We start from the raw sequence: 25,198 nt of genomic DNA, 5'->3' as shown, positions 1-25,198 counted from the left end.
AAATTAATCTAATAATAAATAAAAAATGAGGTAGATTAACATTATAGTCTAACCTACCTCTAAAAATAATTATTTAACTCGCAAAAATTCTTCATAGTTTTCTATTTTATCCTCTCTATTTGTCTCCTCTAGCCAAACATTGTACTCTGAAATAATTTTTTCTATGTTTTTTAGTTTTAATTTATTATTATTTTTTCTTTTTGTTTCTGCGTATATATTAACTTTAATTATCCTTCCTATTTGTTTCACCTCCTTCTATACTTATAATACAATTAAAGTTTTTAATTTTGGTCCTAAAACTCGAGAAAAAAATCTAACTAATTTTCATTATACTATCTCTTCTATGCTCAATAATCTTGGTTTATTTTCTTGTTGTACTTTAACATATATTTTAGCCATTTTTATTTATAAATTTTCTATTATTGTTTTTTCCTTACAAATAAAATATATAAAAAAATGATAGCAAACAACATTTCTATTGTCTGCTATCTTCTTATGCTAATATGAGTTTTGGCATCTATATACTATTTAATCTTTCTCTTAACCCTTCTAAAAATAAAGAAGTTAGTAACCAAGAAAAAGAATACAGCTTCTTTCCGCTTATCACCACATAAGTCTAAGCTTAAAAATTATTTATCTATTATTAGAAATTTTAAAACAACTATACAAGAATATCTTCTGAATCGCTTTGTGAAACTTCTATATCACTGTTAGCATCCTTATTATCATAATTTAAAAATGCATTAAGAACTACAGCAGCTACAGATGTTGTAACTATTCCACTACTAAAAATTGACTTAAAGATTGTTGGTGTTTGTGAAAGTAAATCAGGTACAGCAGTGATTCCAAGTCCTAAACCAATAGAACAAGCAACAACCATCATATTTGTACTTTTATTAAAATCAACACTTGAAAGCATTTGAATTCCTGCAACTGCAACCATTGCAAACATTATAGTTGTAGCTCCACCTATAACTGGTTGTGGAATAATTGTAGCTAAAGCTGCGAATTTAGGAATTAATCCAAGTGCAACAAGAATGGTACCAGAAGCTATAACAACATAACGACTTTTTACTTTACTTAAAGCTAAAAGTCCTAAATTTTGATTGAATGTTGTATATGGGAAAGAATTAAAGATACCACCTAAAAGTGTTGCAATTCCTTCTGCTCTAAGCCCACGTACAATATCTTTTTCAGTAAGTTTCTTTTCACAAACATTACTGATTCCAATGAATGTACCTGTTGATTCAATCATTACTGTTAGCATAACAAATGTCATCATTATTATTGATCCAAGATCAAATTTTGGTAAACCAAAATTAAATGGATGCACAATGCTTATCCACTTTGCATTTGCTACTATAGAGAAATCTACTTTTCCCATAAATGCAGCAACTATTGTTCCTAAAACAATACCATTTAAAACAGATATTGCTTGAAAAAATCCTTTTAGAAATTTATTAGATATTAAAACAATAATCATTACAAATGCTGCTAGTAAAAGATTTGGCATACTTCCAAAATCCTTAGCCCCAGAACCACCACCAGCACTTTGAATTCCAACATTTACTAAGGAAAGACCAATCATTGTAACTACGGTTCCTGTTACAACTGTTGGAAAAAATCTTAGTATCTTTCCATATAAAGGTGCTACCAATACAACAATAATTGCTGCAACCATTATGGAGCCATAAGCTGTTTCCATTCCTAAATTCTTACCAATAATAATTAGTGGACCAACTGCTGCAAATGTACAACCTAAAATTGCTGGTAATTTAATTCCAACATATGGTCCTATACCAATTGCTTGCAATAAAGTTGCAATACCGCAAGTAAATAAATCCGCTGCTACTAAAAATGATAGCTGCTCTGGCGTTAAACCTACAGCACCACCAATAATTAATGGAACTGCTACTGCCCCTGCATACATAGCTAATACATGTTGCAATCCTAAAACTGTAAGTTTACTAACCGGAAGCATTTCATTTACTTTATCTACTCCCGAAAATTTATTTTGTGACATAATATCCCCCTTAATTAAACCTTTTTGGTAAATTATATTATTATTTTATCATAATTTTAGGAAAAGTCGAATGTTTTTTTTATTTTTCAATAAATAATTCGTAACAATACAAATTATCCATTACAAATATCATTTATAATTATGGATTTATCTCATAGCTAGAATTTGTAACACTTCAACTTCTGCAAGATATACATAACAGCTGCACGCTCCTATACGAGGTATTCTTGGTAGCATAAGCTCAACTAAGATTGAAATTAGAAACTTTCTCACCAGAATCAAATTTTACTTGATATAGATAGACAAACTAAGAACTAAATTTAAACTTTTTCTTATATTTTCGTGCTATTTCGTAAATAACAACTTGAGTTGCAAAATCATATGCAACATTACTTACAGGATTTTCTTTTGGACTACCCACTTTATCCAATAAATAAAAGAAATTTAAAGTTATGTGCTAATTATCTGAATGTTTTTTATTATAAATAAGTTTTAAAATATATCCTCTACTTAAACCTTCCTCTAAAAATCTAATAATTATATATTTAAATAACATAACCACTATTCCTACAATTTAAAGTACCTTAATACCTAGGCTATATCTTAATATAAATATAGCCTTAAATATTACAGATTTGATTGTCCATATAATGATTGACATAATAAAAATACGTGTTAACCTTGATTTATATTTTATTCATAATTTTAGTCAATGGTATCCTTTAATATCTTTGCATATTCCATTGGTTGTCTTGTTTGATAGCCTAAATGCTTAAATCCTTCCATATCTCTAAATATGCTATTCGGATACTTCTTGATCAATCTTCTTTTTGACATATGAGCAAGTTCCTCTTTGCCAAAAAAGAATGTAATTCTATTTGATATATCAGAATGAAATTCTGGAAGTGTACAATTATAACAAGTCTCTATAATATTCTTAATACTTTCTAATTTCATACTATTGCACACAATACACATTTCACTAAGCAACTCTTCATAAGGTTTCGTATCCTTGCCAATGAGCAACTTTAAAAACTTATTATGTATTATATCATTTCGTATCACTTTAATATCAGTTTCTTTTTGTATCATTTTTACCATAGCAACAAACTTTTTATACATAATAAATCTAAATAACTTAGGAAATTTAAAAAATGGTCCGCCGTCTAAAAAAACATTTTTAATATGAATATCACTCTGATTAACCATTTCAAGTGCTACCTGAGCTCCCATAGACGAACCCTGAAGTAATGCAATATCTTTTATTCCTTTGTTCTTTATATATTCCAGAATCTTTTTAGCTTGTTCTTCTTTTGTAGTATAGATAGTTTCATCACCACAATGTCCATCTAATGTAGGCATTATAATACAATAATTATCTTTTAAATATTTTACAAAATGTTTATTACTATCACTATTGCAAAACATACCATGAATAAACACTATAACTGGTTTATCTTTTTCACCCATAAATATAAACTTCATAAACATCACCTTTTAATATTTTCTAAAAATTTAATAAATATCTTTTGTTCGTCATTATTTATATTAATAGTTAATTTTCATTCCTAATTAAATATATTTCGTTTCTTTTATAAACACCTATAAATAAACTAATAACTATAAATCCTATTATTACAATATATGAAGATTTATTTATGATTAATATATCATTTATAAAATCCAATAATATATGAAAAACAATAGCACTCCATAGATTTTGTTGCCTTAAAACTAGAAATCCTAATAAAATTCCAAGTATAAGAGGAAAAATAAATTGTTGCAGACTTCCATAAGCTGGATTTACAATATGAATCATCATGAAAATAATTGCTTGTACAATTATTGCTTTATTAGCAGAATGTTTTTCATTGCAAATAAGTTTTAAAACATATCCTCTACATAAAGTTTCCTCTGAAAATCCAACAATTATATATTTACATAAAATACCTACTATTCCTACAATGGAAAGTGACTCAATACCTATACTATATCCTAATATAAAGTTTACGCCAATTACTGTTAAGTAATAAATTATACAAAGAATCATTCCATATAACATATGCTTGCAAACACTTTTATTTGTAAATCCTACAGCTTTTAACGAACCAAATTCCTGTTTTATTGCCCATAATGATCCAATAATCAAACAAATTCCTATAGAAAATGACGGCATTTTCCCTTTAGTAAATACTAAAGCTATAATAACAAATGGTATAAGACAGATACTAGCTAATAAAAATATCTTAATAATCTTTAAAATAATTTTTAGTTGTATATTTGATGTTAATAAATTAACCACTTTTTTCTTTAAATTCAATTGAAGATACCTCCTAATAGTTAATTCAGTATATATAAACAACCTATATTGTAACTTGCGGAAATAGAGGTCATATGTTTATTTCAATTACTGAAGATTTTAATAGGTGCTTCTTAAATAATATATTTATGAAACAATACTATAGATATACTAACTATAAATCATACTTATGTGATAGTTAACCGAAATTTCATTCTAATTATAAATCTAAATCTTAAACTGGATGTCTATATATATTTTTTTATTTTTCCCATTATACAACATTACCAATGTATTTCTAAACCTACACCAACTTCTTTCACTGGCATGTTTTTATATATTTCTGCTCTAACAACAAATGAAGTACAATGGCAAGCATATAATTCCTTTATATTATTCTTTTTTAAATAATCTATTGTCTTATCAACCTGTTCATTTACTTCAAATAAATGAAATCCACCAATAACTCCTAATACTCTATTATCGTTGCACACTTGTTTCGCATATTCTATTATGTTGCATACACCACTATGAGAACATCCTGTAATTATATAAATTCCATTTTCACTTTTATATACAAGTGCTGTATCATCCATTACATAATCTTCAACTACACATTCACCATTAATTTGTTTACCAATAGGTTTTCTATTTTCAAAATCATTTATCTGTGGTATTTCACCTAAAAAAGTTATATTTTTGCTGACTTTTATAGGTTTCCTAGAAAGAATTAGTTCACATTTTTCTTTTAACTCTTCTTCTAAAATAGGAGAACAGATTTTTAAATCACCCATTACTTTTTCTTTAAACGCATCAGGATGAGAAATAATAGAAATATTCTTTGATGTATTTTGTTCAAAATAATACTTTAATCCTTTTGTATGATTATCGTGACCATGCGAAATAGCAATAGCATCTATATTTTTCAAATCTACATTTAATGATTCTGCATTTTTAATAAATAAATCTGAATATCCAACATCCAACAACAATTTGATATCTTCATCTTCGATATAATATGAAACAGCAGGTTCACCAAAATAATATTGATCAATGTATGTATTATTATCTACTAGAACTTTTAACTTCATAATTTATGTTTAGTGAAAGAATCTATAATAAAGCAATCTCCCACTAAAATTCACCTCTTTTCTTTTTGCAAATATCTATTCTAATAATATCCTTTATCGGATATCAATGCTTCCTTTAATCCAAGTCCATTAGTAGCAAATCTAATTTTTTTTACCTTATAGAAATCAAACTAATTTATCAATATTTCCTGATTGAATGTATTTAATATTTGCTTGGATTTTTTCATATGGCCAATTCCACCACTTAACTTTCAACAATTTTAAAATTATATCATCATGAAATCTTTTCTTTATAACTTTAGCGGGTATGCCTCCAACAATAGTGTAAGGTGGAACATCATTAGTAACTATTGCTCTAGTCCCGATAATTGCACCATCACCTATTTTCACCCCTGACATAATTACAGCATCATAGCCTATCCACACATCATTTCCAATTACAATATCGCCCTTATTGTCCCAAGCATCTGTTATATGGCTGATATCTAAACCCCATTCCTCATAAAATATTGGAAATGTATAATTAGATAATGATTTCATTGCGTGATTTCCACTCGTCATGAGAAACTTTGCTTTACATGCAATTGAGCAAAACCTTCCAATTATTAATCTATCATTATTTATCGGATATTGATATAGTACATTATTTTTTTCAAAATCCCTCGGATCATTATAAAAATCATTGTATATTGTATAATCTCCAACTTTTATATTATCTCTTGTAATTACATTCTTGAGATATATAGTTTGGTAATCATTATTTCTTGGATATATTTTATTTGAATTTGGAATAGTCATGTTTAAATCTCTCCTCTAATACTACGTTATTTTTTTGACTATCCCATTATTACAATGCATTTCTTCATAGAATCACTCCTTAAGCATTCTTCAATTTTTTAATTCATGGTTTACCCTTATATTTTCATTTAATAAGACACATTCAAAAAAATAACTAGTCCATCTACCAAGCCTATTTTTCACTTGTTATTTTCTTTAATGTGCCTAACATCATCAAGTTTTCTATGTTTTTTCAAAACATCAATATAATTTGCTACCAAATAATAGTTCTTTAGTTCATCATAATCAAGTCCTTGTATCATAGTAATTTCTTCTGAAAGTCGCTGACTTCCTTCTACAAAAATATATCCACTTTTTCTTTCCGCCCCAATAATAATAGGTATTGGTTCAAAGGAATATGATCTAAAATCCTTAATAGTTTTTTTCATTTTATCTATGAATTCAACATGTTCACTCACTTGATTTTCATACAATTGAACTGCATTATCTTGATTTTTCACTCTAAGAACAACTATACTTAACGTTTTATCAGTCTTTGGCAACCTTTTTCCATAATAATTATATAGTACGTTTTTTTCAACTATTGTTTTTGACTCAACCGATGTATCTTCTTCAACTGGATATTTTGATTTTATATATTCTAGAATTTCATCAACAGATTTACGATTAGGTTCAAGTAATGGTCTGTATTCATTATAAGTACTTTTCCACTCATTAATTATATCTTCATTAATAACTACTCTTTCTATACAAGATTTTTCATCAATTATTTCTTCTCTATTTTTCATATATATCCTCCTCATATCATATAAGCGCCCTTATTTATACAATTTTTACAATTACTTATTTCATTATACTTCTATAAGTATAAATTTCCAAATATTTAACACAACTATATGTTGAGAAATAAGTTAGGATTATACTCAAACAATAAATTTATGTAATAAGTATACATTCATATAAAAGTAATCTAAAATTATTGATAACATAGAAATAAAAGATAATATTTTCAAATTAATAATTTAATATTGATAATTCCAGTTCTAAATTTTAAGTACAAAATCATAATTAACCTTAGGCTATTTATTAAAGTTAAAAGGCTATGTTTCAATTTTAATATTCAAATGCAGCTTTAAATATTAAAATGTTGGTTGTTCATTTAATGCTTAATATAACGATAAGACAAAAAAAGCTGAAATAATATATAATTCTAAAATATTGAATTATATATTATTTCAGCTTTTTTTATGACTCTCTTTTGACCACGTATTTTCTATCATCCTAAGTTAGCAAATTAACCTAATATTCCTGCTATTAGGTCAATTCGCCCCCTTGCCTGATGCAAATATCCATGATAACTCTTCAACTTGTTGCTTATTTTCATGTGTTTTATTCTCCAATAAATTCAAAAAGCACTTTTACATTTCCACCACAAGCCATGCCAAGTTTTGCTGAGCTTGAATTTGATAGATTATATTCCTCTATAATTGTCCTTTTATCTTTAATAACCTCCAATGCTTTTTCATAGGTTGCATTTTCTACACTTCCACCTCCAACAGTTCCTATAAGCTTTTTATTTTCATAAACAAGCATTCTAGCTCCAATCCCCCTAGGAGATGAACCTTTTTTTTCTATTATAGTGGCTAAAGCCATTAAATCATTTTCTTCCTCTATTGATTTCAAAATATCTGTCTCTATGTTACTGCTATTTTTTTTATTTTTAACTTGAATAATTTCTCCAAAAATACTTACAGCTATTTCTTCTGGAGTTTGAGCTCCTATATTAAGTCCAATAGGTGCATGCACCTTTTCAATATCTTCTTTTTTATATCCATTATTAAGCATATTATTTATTACAAAATTTATCTTTCCTCTACTGCCAATCATTCCAACATAAGAAAAATCCTTTTTTAATATTATTTCTAAACATTTTCTATCATCTTTATGCCCTCTAGTTACTATGACATAATAAGTATTTTGACCATATCTTACTTCATTAAGTGCTTCATCAAAATCCTTGCATAAAATTAAATCAGCGTCTGGAAACCTTTCTTTATTGGCAAATTCGATTCTATCATCAATTATAGTTACATCTAAATCCAAAATTTTTGCAATCTTATATAAAGATAATGATATGTGTCCACCTCCACATATAATTAATCTAGGTTTATCTAAAATATATTCTACAAATACTTCTGTATTATCTTCTAAAATTGATGTATGTGTTCCTTTATTCAAATCAATTTTGTTTAAGATTTCATCCCAAAAATCTGAAATACTTTCATCTTCAATAAAAATAGTTTCTTTGCTTTTTATTAATTTTTCTCCTGTAACATTTTTTTCATTGTATTCGCCATTTATTATTGTGACAACATAAGCTTCTCCATTACATTTCAATAACTTTAACAACTTCTTATAAAAAATTCTTTTCATCTTTTTACCCCCTTTTATAATAACTTACTATAAATATCCAAACTATAATCTAGACTTATGTGATGACTAACCGAAATTACATACATTTTTGTTCCACAGGGCTATGAAATTTTCACTGAAAGTTTCTAAGTACAAGGTTGTGCCCATTTTTGCATGCTCCTAATATAAAATTAGGACAAGCAAGAAAATGGTACAACCTTGTACTAAGAACCTTCACAGTTCAATTTCAATGCCTGTTTCACAAAAATGTATGCAATTTCTAGTATAGAAATACATTCTAATTATAAGTCTGATTCTTAAATTGAATATCTATATAGAACGGTGTGATAAAGTCTATTTTATAGAATAAATTATGAAAAAACTGATTGCTTAATATGTTCTTCTATAGCGATTTGTCCTCTATAAAATTCTGTTTAATTACATCTTCCTATAAAACAACTTAAGTTTTAAACTTATGTAGTACTCTCAGAAAATAAGTGAATTTTTTCTAGCTTTGAATATATTTCAAAGTTTAAATCTAGTTTATGGTTCGTTTATCTATAGGAGATTGTAACTAAACAAATGAATCATTATAAATCCATATGTTAAGTAGTTATTTCTTATATAATTTGTTGCATAAAATAGACTTTTTCACACCATCTATATAAACAAATTTCAAACTTGATATATAGATGGAATAGACTTACATAGTTGATTAAGTTTTTTGTGTTTCTATACTAGAAATCATATACATATTTGTGAAAGGATTATTTGAAATTGGGCTGCTGAAGATTGTTAATGGGAGCTTGTTCAATTTACTTCTTGTCAAAATCAATATTTGGAACATACAGAAATGGGCACAAACTCATATTTAGAATCTTCCAGCGAAAATTTCATAAGTCAGATGGAACAAATATGCATATGATTTCGGTTAGCCAAACTACTAACTATCACTTATGCTTTTAAATGCATTCTAAACTAGAAAGAAATGGTGCTATTTTGTTGAGTGTTACATTGAGAAAAGGGCTGTAGGGTTTCTTCAGCAGAAGTTGTTCCATTCTTGCTTGTCATTAACTTGTTTAAGGAACATGCAAAAATGGATGCAACTTCTGCTGATTAGAAATCAACAGTCCTTTTCTCTAATAACTGAAACAACAGAGCATCATTTCTTTCTGCTAACCACACCACATAAGCCTATTTTTCAAGCATTCCCATTACTATTTTTTCTGCTGTTATTGGTAATGTTCTTATATTTACTTTTGTAGCATTATACACTGCATTAGCTAATGCTGGTGATGAAGTATTGATTACAATTTCGCCTATTGATTTAGCTCCAAATGGTCCTGTTGGCTCAAAACTGCTTTCAAATTCCACTCTTATATTTCCTACATCAAGACGTGTTGGAATCTTATATTGCAAGAACGAATCATTTCTCATTCTGCCATTCTTATCATAGCTAATGTCTTCATATAAAGCCATTCCTATACCTTGAGCAATTCCGCCTTCCACTTGAATTCGTGCAAGTTTTGGATTTATTACAGTTCCACAGTCAACTACTGCAACATAGTCAATAATATCAACTTTACCAGTTAACTTATCTATTTCAGTTTCAACAAGCCCAACCATAAATGGTGGTGGTGAAACTTTTGAGTAATGTGATTCAGTAGCACTTAACATTTGGCTTCCACCAACATAAGTAGCATTAGCTAAATCTCTTAAACTCATTTCTTTATCATCTTTAAACGAGAACACCTTTTGACCATCAAATTCCACATTTTCAACTGGACAGCCAAGTAACTTAGCTCCTTCTTCTACTATCTTCTTTCTTAGAGTTGCGCAAGTCTTTACTACAGCTCCTCCTGTTACATAAGTTGTACTTGATGCATAAGAACCTGTATCATATGGAGATTGATCGGTATCAACACCATGAACAACAATATTGTCTACATCACACTCTAAACAATCTGCTGCCATTTGAGCTAATATTGTATCACAGCCTGTTCCCATATCAGATGCTCCTATCATTAATGTATAGAATCCATCCTCATTTAATTTTATTTCAACTGCTGCAGTATCAACATTAGATATCCCTGAACCTTGCATTGCCATAGAAACTCCAACCGATCTAACCTTACCGTTACCCATATCTCTGCATGGATATTTTTTATCCCAATCTATCATTTCTTTAGCTCTGGCTAAACATTTGTCTAATGTACAACTATTAGCTGTTTCATTATAATAAGCCGGCATCACTTGTCCCTCTGCCACCATATTCATTTCTCTTATTTTAACAGGGTCCATATTTATTTTTGCTGCTAACTCATTTACTGCAGATTCTAAAGCAAATATTCCTTGAGTAGCTCCATATCCCCTATAAGCTCCTCCGCCCATAGTATTTGAATAAACAACATCATATTCAAATTTATAAGCATTTGCTCCGCTATATAGTGGCATTGATTTATGTCCTGATAGCCCTACTGTTGTTGGTCCATGTTCACCATAAGCTCCAGCATTAGATAATGTATACATATATATTGCTTTTATAATACCATTTTCATCAGCGCCTAAACGTACTTTAATTTCCATTTCATGTCTTGGACTTCCTGACGTCATGCTTTCCTTGCGAGTATAAATCATCTTAGCTGGCTTTCCAGTTTTTATTGTTACAATAGACGGGAAAACTTCAGCTACAACACTTTGCTTAGCTCCAAATCCTCCCCCTATTCGTGGTTTGATTACCCTGATCTTTGACTTAGGTATTTCAAGTGCATTGGATAAAATACGTCTTACATGGAATGGAACCTGAGTTGAACTTGTGACATTTAATCTTCCGTAAATATCAAGTTCAGTAAAAGTTCTGAATGTTTCCATCATAGCTTGACTATTTGCCTTAGTGTGATATGTACTATCTATTACATGTGCACATTTACTTAATTCCTCTTCAACATCACCAAATACAAATTCTCCCTTTGAGCAAAGATTTCTCTTAGCATCTGTTCCAACTTTGCATAATGTTTTAAAATTTTCTTCTGGATGAACTACAACTTTGTTATCCTTAGATTCCCTAAAATCTAGTATAGCTTCTAAAACTTCATATTTTACTTTTATTAACTTTAAAGCTTTATTAACACATTTTTCATCAATTCCTGCAACTATTGCAACCGGATCACCTACACATCTAAGCCTTTTATCTAAAATTAATCTATCGTAAGGACTTGGTTCTGGATAAGATTGTCCAGCCATAGTAAATCTAGATGTTGGAACATCCTTATATGTCAAAATACATTCAATACCTGGAACTTTGCTAGCAATATCTACATTAATATCTTCTATTAAGGCATGTGCATGAGGGCTTCTAAGTACTTTTACTATTAAACAATTGCTTGGTGCTATGTCATCTGTATATACTGGTTTACCTGTTAAAAGTGACATGGCATCTTTTTTTCTTATTCCTTGGTTAACTGATTTCATTACTTAGTCCTCCTTCTTGTATTGTAAATATTTCTCAATTGCTCTAAGCTGTCCCATATATCCTGTACAACGACATAAGTTTCCACTTAAATACTGCTTAATTTCAAGCTCTGTTGGATTAACCAATTCTTTCTTCATAGCTAATACATTCATAATAAATCCTGGACTGCAGAAACCACATTGTTCTGCACCTTCATCTGCCATAAATGCTCCAAATTCTTCAACTTCTTCTTTCATTCCTTCAAGCGTTGTTACATGAAATCCGTTTGCTTTCATTACAAGAGTACTACATGATAATATTGGCTTTCCCTCTAAGTGCACAGTACACAAACCGCAATTTGCAGTTTCACAACCTCTTTTTACACTATAGAATCCTTTACTTCTTAAATAATCAATTAACAATGTATCAACTTCTACGTCATCTTCAAATACTTTATTATTTATCCATAGCTTAATTTTCATGAGTACCTCCAATAACTTCTTCTATTCCTCTATTTATAAATACTCCGGCAAGAATTTGTCTATATTTTTTGCTTCCTCTCATATTGCTTCCGAATTTCACTTCTTGCATTATATGTTTCACTAAAAAATCGATTTCTTCTTTAGTTGGATTTTGACTTAAGATTTCTTCACATTTATTTACTAAAACTGCTCTTTGAGGTCTGGCTCCTAATACAATCTCCCATTTATCCTCTAATCTTGAAACTGCTACTGCAAGAGTTGGAATATCAGTAGCACTCATTCTATGTGTTAAATAAGATACTTTTCTATTATCCTTCTTGATTATTATTCTTACTAAAATATCATTATCATATGGCATGTCCTTAAAAATTGATAAAGGAATAATTCCACCATTATATAACTCTACATATGTATCTAGAGATAATAAACATGTTAAAATATCCGAAAAACCAAATCGAGAATAAATACTTCCTCCGATAGTTGCACAATTTCTAAATTGCACTCCAACTATATGTATCAATGATTTTGATATAGCTCCATCAAAATAAGAATTTAGCGACTCATTAACTTCCATATCTCGTAATGTACACATGCAACCTATTTTAAAAGAATCCTCATCTTCTTCAATCTTATCTAATCCTAATTTAGATAAATCAATAGCTGTTTGAATATTACGTTCTCCCATTTTAAGCCAAGCAATTCCACCTAAAATAACATTGTTCTTCTTTTGATTCAACTCATATGCTTGTGCTAAATCTTCTGCTACTACATAATTTTTAATTGTAAACAAGCTCTCTTACCTCCATTTTATTTCAATACATTAAAGCAAAATTTTAAAAATAATAAGCCCATCTGCCAGCCTATTTTCCATCATTCTGCGTTAGTAAAGTGCCATAATAGACCCACTATGATGGCACTTTACTTCCTTGACTGATGAAAAATAGCCATGGCAGCTTTGGACTTATTATTTATTTTCATGTGCCTAAAATATCCACTAAATCTTTAAATAAATCTTATGTAACTTAAATTTAGTGGATACATTTTTTATTTTTAATTAAATATCTATTTCATCTTATGATAAAAAAGAACATTAAAGTATATTTTCCTGCAAACATACGTCTTTTTCAAATTTAATTTTACCATATTTTATAATTATATTCTAGTTATTTTCTATTCTTCACTATAAGCAAAAAAGAGGCAGTTCAATTTCAATTATACTACCTGTCTTTTATTCAATTATATCATCAAATCATAAAATTCTTTTTTTGTATCAATATCTACTATTTCTAATTTATCATAAACTTTAATCGTCTCTAGATCATGTAAATTTCTATTTATTATGCATTTACCGCCTATATCTCCTTTTAAGTTCATCAAATCATTTACATATTTCTTAGAAAATATTGCTGGATTTCCAGTTAATCCATTATATTCTACACATACAATTTCCTTATTGCTGCTTATAAATTTATTAACCAATCTTTTAATTGTATCCGCTTTTATAAAAGGCTGATCACATACCATAAACATATAACCATCAGCATTAGTATCATTTTGTATACCAATAACTATAGAATGTGATATTCCCAAGTCACTATTTTTATTCATAACTACTTCTATGTTTTTTTCGGATAGCATTTCTTTGATTTTCTCATATTGTGTGACTAATATTATTTTATTAAAATCTAATTTTAATACTTCTTCCACTACATTCATAAACATTGGTTTATTATTTATAATAGACAATAACTTATTATCCTTAAACCTTCTGCTATTTCCTGATGCTAGTAAAATTAAATTTATTTTCATTGCTTTAACTCTATAAGTATACATTCAAGTATAAGTTCTATCTATCCTGTATAATTCCTTCCATCATTTTTTATTTAGGCACATTCAAAAAACTAACAAGTCCATCTGTCAAGCCTAATGCAAAATAATCATGACATTTTGGACTTGTTATTTTCTTTAGCGTGCCTTAATTTTTCTATATGCTATAGTGGCTGCACCAATTGCACCTGCAAACTGACATAAATCATTAGTTATTACTTTTCTATTAAGGTATACTTCAAGATTTGCTCTGAAAACTTCAGATAAAGCAAGTCCACCACTAAAAAATATATCTCCTTGTAAACTTAACCTTTGTGCAAAATTGGCTGTCCTTTTACATATTGAATGAATTATTCCAAGAGCAATATCACCTCTATGAACATCTTTTGCAAGAAGACTAATAATTTCACTTTCAGCAAAAACAGTACACATACTAGATATGGTTACTGGATTTCTGTCTTTCACAAAATCATCTATATTGCTCATATCTTCTTCTAAAGTTCTCATCATAACATCAACAAATCTTCCAGTTCCAGCTGCACATTTATCATTCATCAGAAAATCAATAACATTTAATGAATTGTCTAACAAAATAACTTTCGAATCTTGTCCACCTATATCTATAACTCCTCTAATAGTTGGATTAAGAAAAGCTGCACCTTGTGCATGACAGGTTATTTCAGTAACAGTTTTATTAGCTTCTTTTAATAAATTTCTGCCATAACCTGTAGCTATAGTATATCCTACATCATCTGAATAAAGTTCGTTATATATTTTATAAATACTTTCCTTTGGTTTTGCAGAAGTTTTTACAATCATCGTTTTAACAATATTTTTACCATCAAATAATACACCTTTTGTAGTTGTTGATCCTGAATCTATTCCCAAAGTATATTTATTCATAATTTACCACCTTATAATCTAAAAATTAAGTGACATGAAAATAAATAACAAATCCAATTTGCCATGTATATTTTTCATAAGGCAAGCAAGCTAACAGATGTATTTGTTATCTTTTTGGAATATGCCTAAAGCATTTCTATAAATGCAGCCATTCTTGTATTTAATTGCCCTATATCATTAGTGGAAAAATCAGTTTCTACACTCATATATGGTTTATTTTTTTCATTATTTACAAATCTTTTAATCGATAAGGTTTCAACGTTATATGTATGGCAAGCTGTTAATACTACATCAACTACAGCATCTACTTTATATTCATCAATCATTTTATTAAGTAGCTTAATTCTATTAAGATTAGGGGTCATGCAAGAACATCCAATTGATAAGTATTTACGAGAAAGAGCATCATAAACATCAGGATTTTCTTCATCCACTAATTCATCAACCGCCTTTGCAACACTGCAATTTTCAAAAGCAACTACATAAGCGCCATTATCTTCAATTGCCTTAATAACTTTTTCAGCTGCTCCCCCAATAGGACATCCAGTTATTAATATACGAGGCTTTAATTCATATTTCTTTTCTGATTCATATTCACAATCAATTTTTTCAATCAACTCATCCATTTGCTTCGGAATTGCTTCCTTATCAAAACTAAATGTTGTTCCATTTATAACCTTAAATATATCTTGCCCTAACATTGCAACTGGTTCTCTTTTACCTAATTCATAAAATTTCTTTAATGCTTTACGTTCGTTATTTTTTATTTTAATAGCTTTTCTTATATCATCTTCACTTATTTTTACATCAAACATTTCTTCTAAAGTTGATTTTAACTTAATTATTTCATTTTTCCATAACTTAAGTCCATCTTCACTTTGAGAATTTGGAAGTTCCATGACATGTACTGGTTTAAAATCTGAAAGATATTCATACATTTTCTTTTTACCATCACAAGTTGTTTCTCCAACAATTAAATCTGAAAAGAAAAAGAAAGGGCATTTGTCAGTTTTAGCAAAACCATAACTTGATTTAATTAATGGACATAAATTACGTGGAAGATCTTGTTCTGCATCTGCAATAGTTTCATCAGATGTTGCACAAAGTGAAACTGTAGCTGCCCCCATTGATAATGCTATTTCTTGTGGAAAGTAAGTACAAAACACGCCTATTAAAGGTATATCCTTATCTTTAAGTTCCTTAGCTTTAATAAAAGCATTTCTTCTTCCTTCTCCAAATTCCTCAAATATTTCTGGTAAATTCTTTTGTAATTTCATGATTATTTCCCCCAATTTGTATTATATTTTTAGGTTTTATTTTTCTAGATTTCACTTGATTTTCAAAATCAATTAACAGTTATTAATTACATATTTTTGTTTACATTATGTACAAATCAATAATTATCAATCATACATTTTTATCTAAGGCACATATCAAGTAATTTTTCTTAATATAAATTATTATCCTAATCAAAAATATTTGTTGGCTATTTTTAACCATGCTTTGATACTAAAACATATCTTGATGATATATTTACCAACTTTCGATTTTTATCTAGATTAATATATTATTTAATAATTATATGCTTATCACCTTTATCAAAAACCTGTCCAACAACTCTTGCATATGAAGTAAATGTTTCACTTCTTGATAAAAACTCTTTAACATTTCTTTCTGGAAGTGAAATAAGCAGTCCACCTGATGTTTGTGGATCTAATAGCACATCTTGTAGCTCCTGCTTAATATCTGAAGCTAAAGTAAACTTATCTTTTAAATAATCAAAATTATTATACATACCTTCAGGTATAATGCCCATTTTAGCATAATCTAGTGCTCCATCTATAATAGGTATACAATCACTAAAAATCTCTATTGTTTTACTGCTCCCACTTGCCATTTCATAGCTATGACCAATCAAGCTAAAGCCTGTTATATCAGTGCATGCATGTACATCAAGTCCTGACATACATTCTTTTGCATATTTATTTAACATAGACATTATGGCTGCAATTTCTTTAACTTTACTTTCAGTAAGTAACTCTGCTTTAGCTGCAGTATTCATTACTCCAATCCCCAATGGTTTTGTTAGTATAATTACATCTCCAGTTTTTGCATTACTATTTGAAAGAATTTCACTTGGATGTGCAAATCCACTTACACAAAGACCATATTTAGGCGTAGGATCTGCTATAGTATGTCCACCAGCAATTACTGCACCTGATTCCTTGACCTTATCATATCCTCCTGCAAGTATATCATGCATAATTGACATATCTAAGCAAGACGGAAAGCAAAGTAAGTTCATAGCTGTTGCAGGATTTCCGCCCATTGCATATATATCACTAAGAGCATTGGCAGCTGCAATTTGTCCAAAAGTATATGGATCATCAACCATTGGTGGAAAAAAATCCACAGTTTGAATTGCTACTGTATTATCATTAATTTTATATACACAGGCATCATCACTAGTATCAAATCCAACAAGCAAATTTGCATCTTCAAATTTAGGTAAACTACTCAAAACATTATGAAGAATACTAGGTCCTATCTTAGCAGCACACCCTGAAGTTTTAGTTAAATTCGTAAGTTTTATATTTCGTGACATATAGAACGTGTCCTCCTTAAAGCGTAATAACTTTTGATGATTCCTTCATAGAATTTGTTATATCATACATATTGCTTATTTTTCCTACTGTTAGCTTTTCTTGAAGTCCATAAAAATTAAGACATGTACCACAAACTAAAATTTCAACGCCTTTTTCTTCAAGGTCTTTTAAATGTTCTATAGCTTGTTCATTTAATGTAATCACCTTTACTCCATCATTCATAAATAAAATTGATTTTGGTAAATCATTTCCTTCTGATATTGTATAAAAATACATCTTCATTAATGACTTTCCAAGTTCTTCATTTCCATCTCCAATAATTTCTTTTCCTATAAATACAGACCAAGTACTTATTTGATTTTTATTATCTTCTATTTCAGATAATATTTCATTACATTCTATACATTCATCAGTTTGATTGTTATCATTTAAAAATATAACTTTAAATACCTCATTTTCTTCTTTTACACTTGATGATAATCCTTGACTATTAGCTAATCTTTGAAGATTTTGAACAGCAATTTTATTATCAACCTCAATTATAAAATTTTCATTTCCATTATCAATTTCTTTTTTTGCCATTATTACTGGAATAGGACAATTTTTCCCTTTAGCATCGATTAATTTATTCATATTATATTTGTGCTCCTTTATACTTTAATATTTTTATCTTTTTATAAGGCACATTCAAAAAAATAACAATCTCATCTACCAAGCCTACTTTTGATTATGCCTTAGGTATAAAATTGCTTCTAAAACGCCACCTGAAATCGATCTAGCTTTATCCGATATTGTAAAACAATGATCTTTTTCACACCTTGGATCTATATCTCCACTCTTCATTGTATTATATACATAGACTCCATCTTGAAGCATTCCACGTACTATTCCATTTAGCTCTGCAAAAATCGGAGTATCATTTACATAAGCAACAATATCACCTTTTTCTACATAATCTCCTATTTTAGATACAGGTTTTATTTTACCATCATCTGTTGCTCTTATTATTCTTTCATTAGTATACCCACCTATGTTTCCTGGAACCCCTGTATCAGGTATAGCATTTCCATTATATATTGATTTTCCCAAATAATGTCCCCTTTTTGTTTCAACAACACAATTGCAATCAACTCCAGCTGTAAATCCTGGTCCAAGTGCAATTACAATTTGTGCATCATCAATATGTGTTCCTAAATTTTTCTTTGCAATTATAGCATCAATTATTACATCTGGTTTAATTTCATCTACAATTTTAGCTTCTTCATCAACTAAGACTGCAATGTTTCCATTTGAAATTATATTATCAATATCGTCATTTTTAAGTGCCAATATTGCTTTTATGCCCTCAACTTCTACTTCTTTATCATATACTGCTTGTGAAAAAGCCACAGTTCTTCTTACTGTAGTAGGCTGTGCAATTTCTGTCATTACAATATCAAAACCACACTTTTTCAATCTATGAGCAACTCCTGTAGCTAAATCTCCAGCACCTTTTATTAATATCATGTTAAAGTTGTTCTCCTCTCTTATATGTAATCAATAATTATGTTTTTGAATGTGCCTAAATGCAGTTAATATTAAGTGATTATATCCTAATTTACAAAATTCACTTGAAATCCTCTTAGCATTTTCTAATCTTTCCTTATTATCAACTTTATTTATGATAACTTTATAATCACATTTTACATCTTTTTTTTGTCCTCTGTTACTTAATAATATCTTAGCAATATCGCTTTCATTAATAATATGATTTTCATGAACATTTAAAAAATCTGCGACTAAATTAGATCTATGACATGTTTCATTTATTGGTTTTCCAATTGAATCAATTCCACACACACCAATAACTAAATTGCTTCCATCTAATATTACTGGTTCGTGTTGTGCTGGTACTTTAAGTGGCATCCTTTTTGCCCCATCAGCTTCAACTAAAACAAAATGTGCCAATTCTATAAGACTTACAGATATATTTCTTGGTAATCCTTTTATTTTTTTTAATTTTCCTTGTTCAATCGTATCAAATGTTTTCCTGTTTTTCAATTGATTATGATTAAATTTTACATTTTTTTCATCACATAACATTCCAACTGTAATCATATTTTCACTACATAGTAATTTAACTATATCATCTTTTTTCCCAGAAAGTACAACATTGCTTTTTGGCATAAACATATGGGTAGTTGTAGTTACAATAACCTTTTTATCTAATTTACTTAATTCATTTGCCAATTCATATATAAGACTTGTTTTACCTCCACCACCAACAAATGAAATTATATTCTTTTTATTAATATCTATTTTTAATGTTTCTACTAATGACTTTTTTTCATTTATTTCTCCATTACTAAATTCGAAAACTTTCATACTGCCACCTTTATAAATTTAGGCACATGAAAATAAATAACAAGTCCAATTTGCCATAGATATTTTTCATCAGTCAATGATGTGGATTGTCTTCACAGGTTGACCTATCAGGTCAACCTGCTCATAATCAAAAATAATCTGACAAATGAACGTGTTATTTTTTGAATGTGCCTTATTCCATATTTTCTCTGCTTTCCTTATTAAAAATATATACTATAAAAGAATAATAAACAACTTTGCATGAATTAAAAGAAGAAAATCTTATATAATAAAGGAATATTTATGAATACTAATGTATAATAAAAAAGAAATAGTTATTTATAAAAGAAAGGATAATCTTATGAGCATAAATAATCCAACAGTCTTATACTTCGAAAATATTCAATCTATAACAGAAAAACAATTTGATACTTTTTTTAATTATCTTCCTAATTATAGAAAAGAAAAGATATTAAAATATAAATTCCAAAAAGATAAAAATACTTCTTTAATAGCGTTCCTTTTATTGCTTTATGGATTAAATATAACATGTCCAGAAAATATTCCTAATATGTGTTATAACTTTGGTAAACCATTTTTTAAAAACATTCCTGATCTTCATTTTAATTTTTCTCATAGTGATAATGAAGCTGCATGTATTATTTCTAAATATCCATGTGGTATAGATATACAAGCTATTTCTAATATAGATTACAATCTTCTTTCTTATGTATGTACACCTAAAGAAAAAGAATTGATCGAACATTCTTTATGTGATTTCAATGCTACTTTTACAAAACTATGGTCAATAAAAGAAAGCTATTTTAAATTTACTTCCACTGGATTAAATAATGACATTAACAAATTAGACTTTTCTTATATTCTTGATAAATCAGATTGCAGTATAGACACTTTATTAGACTTCAATAATTCATGTAAATTAAGTACAATCAGGTTATCTTCTTCTTATCTATCTATATGTTTACATAAAAATGATTTATCTAACATAAATATAAAAAATCTATATTTACATGATTTCACAACAAAATTTCAATAATATATATGTTTTAGATAACAGTATAAAATTGACAATAAAGGATTAAACCTTTGTAAAGTTTCTTTAATTTTAGTGTAGTATATTATTAGAGCACATTTGCCTAATTAATTTAGAAACTAACAAAAAAATAACAAATCCAAATTGGTAAAAAATGTTTTATAATTTCTTATACATAAAAAAGAAAATCTAGAAACTAATATTCATATGTTTCCAGATTTTCTCATTTTTAATTAGTTCTTAATATATAGGATTAATTAGTTTGCCTGAGTAATATAAATCTTATTTCTAATTGGCATTTTAAGAATTCTTAACTTGCCATACATTAGCATTTTGTCTTATATTCCAGAATACTTCGTAAATACCGCCTCTCTTAAGCAATTCTTCATGAGTTCCAATATCACTTATTTGTCCTTCATTCATTACTACTATTTGATCAGCATCTTTTATTGTATTAAGTCTATGAGCTATTACTATAAGTGTTTTATTTTCTACAAGCTGACTTATAGCTTCTTGAATATATACCTCATTTTCTGGATCAATATTAGCAGTTGCTTCATCAAGGAGAACTATTGGAGCATTTTTTAATATTGCTCTAGCAATAGATATTCTTTGTTTTTCACCACCTGATAAAGCAGCTCCACCTTCTCCAACTACAGTATTATATCCATCAGGAAGATTTTCAATAAATACATCACATCTAGCTTTTCTAACTGCTTCTTTCACTTCCTCTTCAGTTGCATTAGGGTTACCAAATTTAATATTATTCATAATTGTATCATTAAATAAGTATACATTTTGGAATACCATGCTTACATTTTCTAACAAACTATCACAAGTAAGTTTCTTAACATCTACTCCTCCAACTTTTACTTCTCCTTTAAGTACATCATAAAATCTTGCAATAAGTCTTGTCATAGTTGTTTTTCCACATCCTGAAGGACCTACAATTGCTGTCATGCTATTTTCTTTAACTTTAAATGAAACATTATTTATTGTTATATTCTTTTCATCACTATTATCTTGATTTTCATATGCAAAAGATGCATTATTAATTTCTATATCAAATTTATGAAGTTTTATATCTTTTCCATCAGCATCAATTCTTTCAAAATTCTTAATCGCTTTTACTCTATCTATTACTGTTTCCATTTGTCTTATCATTCCTGATGCTTTGCTTATGCTTTCAATTGGAGTAAATATGCTAAATGAAGCAACTATCATCATTGCAGCTATTGATAAAGACAATTCACCATTTAAAGCCATTAATGAAGCTGCTAATATTACAACAGCACGTGCAGCTTTTAATATAGCATAAAGTAATCCACCTAATGGTATTAGCTTATACTCACTCTTCTCACAGGCATCACTATATTCATCATATTCTTTCTTTAACTTAGCTGTATTTTGTCCCATCATTCTATACATTTTATATATAGTAATTCCTCTTATATATTCTATAGTTGAATTAGTCGCTATGGACTGAGCTTTCTTTTGATTTGCAATTTCAAAATCACCTTTATTTTCAATTACCCTAATAAGTAATAAAGCAATAATAAATACAATTAAAAATATAATTCCTATTTTAATATTAAAAATCATAAGAAAAATTGTTGATATTATTGATGATACTAATCCATTAATGATTAAATCTAAAAGTGTTGGCGCATTAGTTTCTATATGTTGAAGATCAGATGTAATTGACACAGCTATGTCACCCAAACTATTTTCTTTAAAGAAACTCATAGGTACACGGCGAAGATGATCTCCTATTGATATTCTCTCTTTAGCTGCCATGTAACATCCACAATAACCTTCATAATGATATGATAAATATTTAGTTATAATTCCACCGATAACTCCAACTAAAAATATTAAAATACTATTCCACACAGTACTCATGTCTAAGCTCTTAAAATCATTTTTTTCAAAAGCACAAAAGAAATAATAAACTGATAAAAGAGGTACACTTGAAAAAATCCCGTTAATAAAACTTACTATGATTCCCTTCTTTATATATTTTTTATATTCTCCTGAAAGCTCCATTATATCTTTTACAACTTTTATCATTTTATCTTACACCTTCTTTTACTCTATTAACATATTTGTGCATACTCCAATCTTTAGCTCCAACATGAGCTTCCCACATACTCTTATATTGTTTTGATTTTTCTAACAGTTCTTCATGAGTTCCTTGTGCATTAATTTCACCTTTATTCATTAATATAATGTTATCTGCATTTATTATTGTTGATAAACGGTGGGCAATTACTATAAGTGTTTTTCCTTTTGAAAGTTTATCAAGAGCATTTTGAATCTTACTTTCATTTTCTGGGTCAATTGATGCAGTAGCTTCATCAAGAATTACTATTGGTGCATTTTTAATTATAGCTCTTGCAATGGATACTCTTTGTCTTTCTCCACCAGATAACTTATCTCCAGCATCACCAACCATAGTATCATATCCTCGTTCAAATTTTTTAATAAATTCATTACATCCAGCTGCTTCTACCGCTCTTTCAAATTCAGTCTCAGTAGCATTTGGTTTTCCCATTAAAACATTATCTCTTAGTGAAAGGTTAGGTAAATAATTATCTTGTGATACATAAGATATTAAGTTAGAATAATCACCAAAAGGCATTTTCTTTATGTCTGTATCACCTATTTTAATTGAACCTTCTTGCACTTCATAGAATCTTGCAATAAGTTTTGCTATAGTAGATTTACCTGAACCAGATACCCCTACTAATGCTGTCATCTTTCCTTGTTTAGCTTCAAATGAAACACTATGAATTATTTCATTATTAGAATATCCAAACTTAATGTTTTCAACTTTAATTCCTGTATTATTAACATCTATTTTTTTATTTCCTACACTAAGTTCTGGCATACTTAGTATTTGTTTAAGCTTACTATAAACCATATTTATTTCATTAAAATGATCTGTAAATTTTACAAGTTTTTGTATAGGTTCTGATACTCCAAGGCAAACTACTATTGATAAAATCATACTTTCCATAGTCATTGCACCTGAAATATATGATATTGCAGTCACAGGAAGTACAAACGCAACACTTAAAGGTGCAATTACATTATTAATAGCTAAAAATGGATAACAGTGATTATACCATGCATTCATAACATCTCTGTAATTAGTTACTGAGCCTTCATATTTTTTCATAGAAGAAGCAGTTTGGTTAAATACCTTTATTACTTCCATACCATTTACATACTCTATAACAGTTGAATTCATTTTTGCACTGCCTTCTGTAAATACTTTAAAAATCTTTTGAGCACCACCAGCCATCATTATTGCCACAACAAATATTCCAATTATTGTTGAAATAAGTCCTGCTACTGCACTTCTCCAACTTATTGTAAACATATAAATAATAAGTAAAATTGGTGCAATACTATTTGATATCATTTCTGGTATTGCATGCGCTAATACAAATTCAAGGCTGTCTACATCATCAATTATTGTCTTTTTAAATTCTCCCAAGGATTGTCCATTTATATAACCTAAGGAAACTCTTTCAATCTTATCTATTATAGTTACTCTTATATTCCTTAAAGTTCTAAATGCAACTCCATGTGAAATATAAGTTGAAATTGAGCCAAAAAATTCTTTTAATAGAAATGCGACAAGGCATATTAATCCAAGTTTAATAGCATAATCTCTTGTTAGATTTCCATCTAATAATTGTTCTAATATCTTTGCGCCAAGCGAAAATGGAATTAAACCAAGTATAACGCTTATTACAGCAAAGATAGCTGATAAAATCAGCCTTTGTTTCCCATCTCTTGCATATGCAAAAATTTCAGAAACTGGATTTTCTTTTTTCATGTAAATCATCTCTTTCTTAATCATATATTTAAAATTAAATATATTCTTTTAATATTTGATCT

General features: G+C 28.5%; 22 protein-coding genes. 1 reads left to right on the top strand and 21 read right to left on the bottom strand.

The window, feature by feature from the left end:
- Window positions 1-69: 69 nt before the first annotated feature.
- The 19 genes from CLSA_RS08980 to yqeC all read right to left on the bottom strand — a co-directional run bounded on the left by CLSA_RS08980 (window position 70) and on the right by yqeC (window position 20,256).
- Window positions 70-249, bottom strand: a complete 180-nt coding sequence (locus CLSA_RS08980) for a hypothetical protein (protein WP_022745622.1) — start codon at window positions 247-249, stop codon at window positions 70-72.
- 412 nt (window positions 250-661) lie between these two features.
- Window positions 662-2,023 carry a nucleobase:cation symporter-2 family protein gene (locus CLSA_RS08975; protein ID WP_022745621.1) on the bottom strand — a complete coding sequence of 454 codons (1,362 nt, stop codon included), beginning with the start codon at window positions 2,021-2,023 and terminating at the stop codon, window positions 662-664.
- A 307-nt stretch (window positions 2,024-2,330) separates the two neighbouring features.
- Complete coding sequence (locus tag CLSA_RS24260; protein ID WP_257788114.1) at window positions 2,331-2,453, bottom strand: hypothetical protein; 123 nt, start codon at window positions 2,451-2,453, stop codon at window positions 2,331-2,333.
- A gap of 275 nt (window positions 2,454-2,728) precedes the next feature.
- Window positions 2,729-3,508, bottom strand: coding sequence for an alpha/beta fold hydrolase (locus CLSA_RS08970; protein WP_022745615.1), 780 nt, complete (start codon window positions 3,506-3,508; stop codon window positions 2,729-2,731).
- Window positions 3,509-3,578: 70 nt separating this feature from the next.
- Complete coding sequence (locus CLSA_RS08965; protein WP_022745614.1) at window positions 3,579-4,343, bottom strand: CPBP family intramembrane glutamic endopeptidase; 765 nt, start codon at window positions 4,341-4,343, stop codon at window positions 3,579-3,581.
- Window positions 4,344-4,606: 263 nt separating this feature from the next.
- Complete coding sequence (locus tag CLSA_RS08960) at window positions 4,607-5,413, bottom strand: MBL fold metallo-hydrolase (RefSeq protein ID WP_022745612.1); 807 nt, start codon at window positions 5,411-5,413, stop codon at window positions 4,607-4,609.
- A 165-nt stretch (window positions 5,414-5,578) separates the two neighbouring features.
- On the bottom strand, window positions 5,579-6,211 hold the full coding sequence (locus tag CLSA_RS08955) for a CatB-related O-acetyltransferase (protein WP_022745609.1): 633 nt from the start codon (window positions 6,209-6,211) through the stop codon (window positions 5,579-5,581).
- 179 nt (window positions 6,212-6,390) lie between these two features.
- On the bottom strand, window positions 6,391-6,999 hold the full coding sequence (locus CLSA_RS08950; RefSeq protein WP_041716216.1) for a hypothetical protein: 609 nt from the start codon (window positions 6,997-6,999) through the stop codon (window positions 6,391-6,393).
- A 601-nt stretch (window positions 7,000-7,600) separates the two neighbouring features.
- Window positions 7,601-8,644: an XdhC family protein gene (locus tag CLSA_RS08945; protein WP_022745604.1), complete on the bottom strand. Its 1,044-nt coding sequence runs from the start codon at window positions 8,642-8,644 to the stop codon at window positions 7,601-7,603.
- A gap of 1,173 nt (window positions 8,645-9,817) precedes the next feature.
- Complete coding sequence (locus CLSA_RS08940) at window positions 9,818-12,094, bottom strand: xanthine dehydrogenase family protein molybdopterin-binding subunit (protein WP_022745600.1); 2,277 nt, start codon at window positions 12,092-12,094, stop codon at window positions 9,818-9,820.
- A gap of 3 nt (window positions 12,095-12,097) precedes the next feature.
- Window positions 12,098-12,556, bottom strand: a complete 459-nt coding sequence (locus tag CLSA_RS08935; RefSeq protein WP_022745597.1) for a (2Fe-2S)-binding protein — start codon at window positions 12,554-12,556, stop codon at window positions 12,098-12,100.
- A complete protein-coding gene (locus tag CLSA_RS08930; protein WP_022745594.1) occupies window positions 12,546-13,346 on the bottom strand; it encodes an FAD binding domain-containing protein in 801 nt (266 codons plus the stop codon). The genes CLSA_RS08935 and CLSA_RS08930 overlap by 11 nt, the downstream gene beginning before the upstream one ends.
- Before the next feature lie 446 nt (window positions 13,347-13,792).
- On the bottom strand, window positions 13,793-14,365 hold the full coding sequence (locus tag CLSA_RS08925) for a nucleotidyltransferase family protein (RefSeq protein WP_041716530.1): 573 nt from the start codon (window positions 14,363-14,365) through the stop codon (window positions 13,793-13,795).
- 156 nt (window positions 14,366-14,521) lie between these two features.
- Window positions 14,522-15,286, bottom strand: coding sequence for an acyl-CoA dehydratase activase (locus CLSA_RS08920; RefSeq protein ID WP_022745588.1), 765 nt, complete (start codon window positions 15,284-15,286; stop codon window positions 14,522-14,524).
- A 125-nt stretch (window positions 15,287-15,411) separates the two neighbouring features.
- On the bottom strand, window positions 15,412-16,563 hold the full coding sequence (locus CLSA_RS08915; RefSeq protein ID WP_022745585.1) for a double-cubane-cluster-containing anaerobic reductase: 1,152 nt from the start codon (window positions 16,561-16,563) through the stop codon (window positions 15,412-15,414).
- Window positions 16,564-16,853: 290 nt separating this feature from the next.
- Complete coding sequence (selD, locus tag CLSA_RS08910) at window positions 16,854-17,891, bottom strand: selenide, water dikinase SelD (protein WP_022745582.1); 1,038 nt, start codon at window positions 17,889-17,891, stop codon at window positions 16,854-16,856.
- Between the two features lie 16 nt (window positions 17,892-17,907).
- Entirely contained in the window at window positions 17,908-18,525 is a 618-nt protein-coding gene (gene yedF / locus CLSA_RS08905; protein ID WP_022745579.1) for a sulfurtransferase-like selenium metabolism protein YedF, read from the bottom strand.
- An 84-nt stretch (window positions 18,526-18,609) separates the two neighbouring features.
- A complete protein-coding gene (gene yqeB, locus CLSA_RS08900; RefSeq protein WP_022745576.1) occupies window positions 18,610-19,398 on the bottom strand; it encodes a selenium-dependent molybdenum cofactor biosynthesis protein YqeB in 789 nt (262 codons plus the stop codon).
- 30 nt (window positions 19,399-19,428) lie between these two features.
- Window positions 19,429-20,256 (bottom strand): selenium cofactor biosynthesis protein YqeC, encoded by an 828-nt coding sequence (gene yqeC, locus CLSA_RS08895; protein WP_022745572.1) that lies wholly within the window; start codon window positions 20,254-20,256, stop codon window positions 19,429-19,431.
- 292 nt (window positions 20,257-20,548) lie between these two features.
- Here yqeC and CLSA_RS22000 point away from each other — a divergent pair, with 292 nt between their 5' ends.
- Window positions 20,549-21,292: a 4'-phosphopantetheinyl transferase family protein gene (locus CLSA_RS22000; RefSeq protein WP_022745569.1), complete on the top strand. Its 744-nt coding sequence runs from the start codon at window positions 20,549-20,551 to the stop codon at window positions 21,290-21,292.
- Window positions 21,293-21,589: 297 nt separating this feature from the next.
- Here the strand turns inward: CLSA_RS22000 and CLSA_RS08885 are convergent, their stop codons facing one another.
- Together CLSA_RS08885 and CLSA_RS08880 are read right to left on the bottom strand one after the other, a co-directional pair.
- Complete coding sequence (locus CLSA_RS08885; RefSeq protein ID WP_022745566.1) at window positions 21,590-23,359, bottom strand: ABC transporter ATP-binding protein; 1,770 nt, start codon at window positions 23,357-23,359, stop codon at window positions 21,590-21,592.
- A gap of 1 nt (window position 23,360) precedes the next feature.
- Window positions 23,361-25,136 carry an ABC transporter ATP-binding protein gene (locus CLSA_RS08880; protein ID WP_052334795.1) on the bottom strand — a complete coding sequence of 592 codons (1,776 nt, stop codon included), beginning with the start codon at window positions 25,134-25,136 and terminating at the stop codon, window positions 23,361-23,363.
- Window positions 25,137-25,198: the final 62 nt, after the last annotated feature.

The organism is Clostridium saccharobutylicum DSM 13864, from assembly GCF_000473995.1.
GTDB classification, from domain to species: domain Bacteria; phylum Bacillota; class Clostridia; order Clostridiales; family Clostridiaceae; genus Clostridium; species Clostridium saccharobutylicum.
This window is presented reverse-complemented; position numbering and strand designations above follow the sequence as displayed.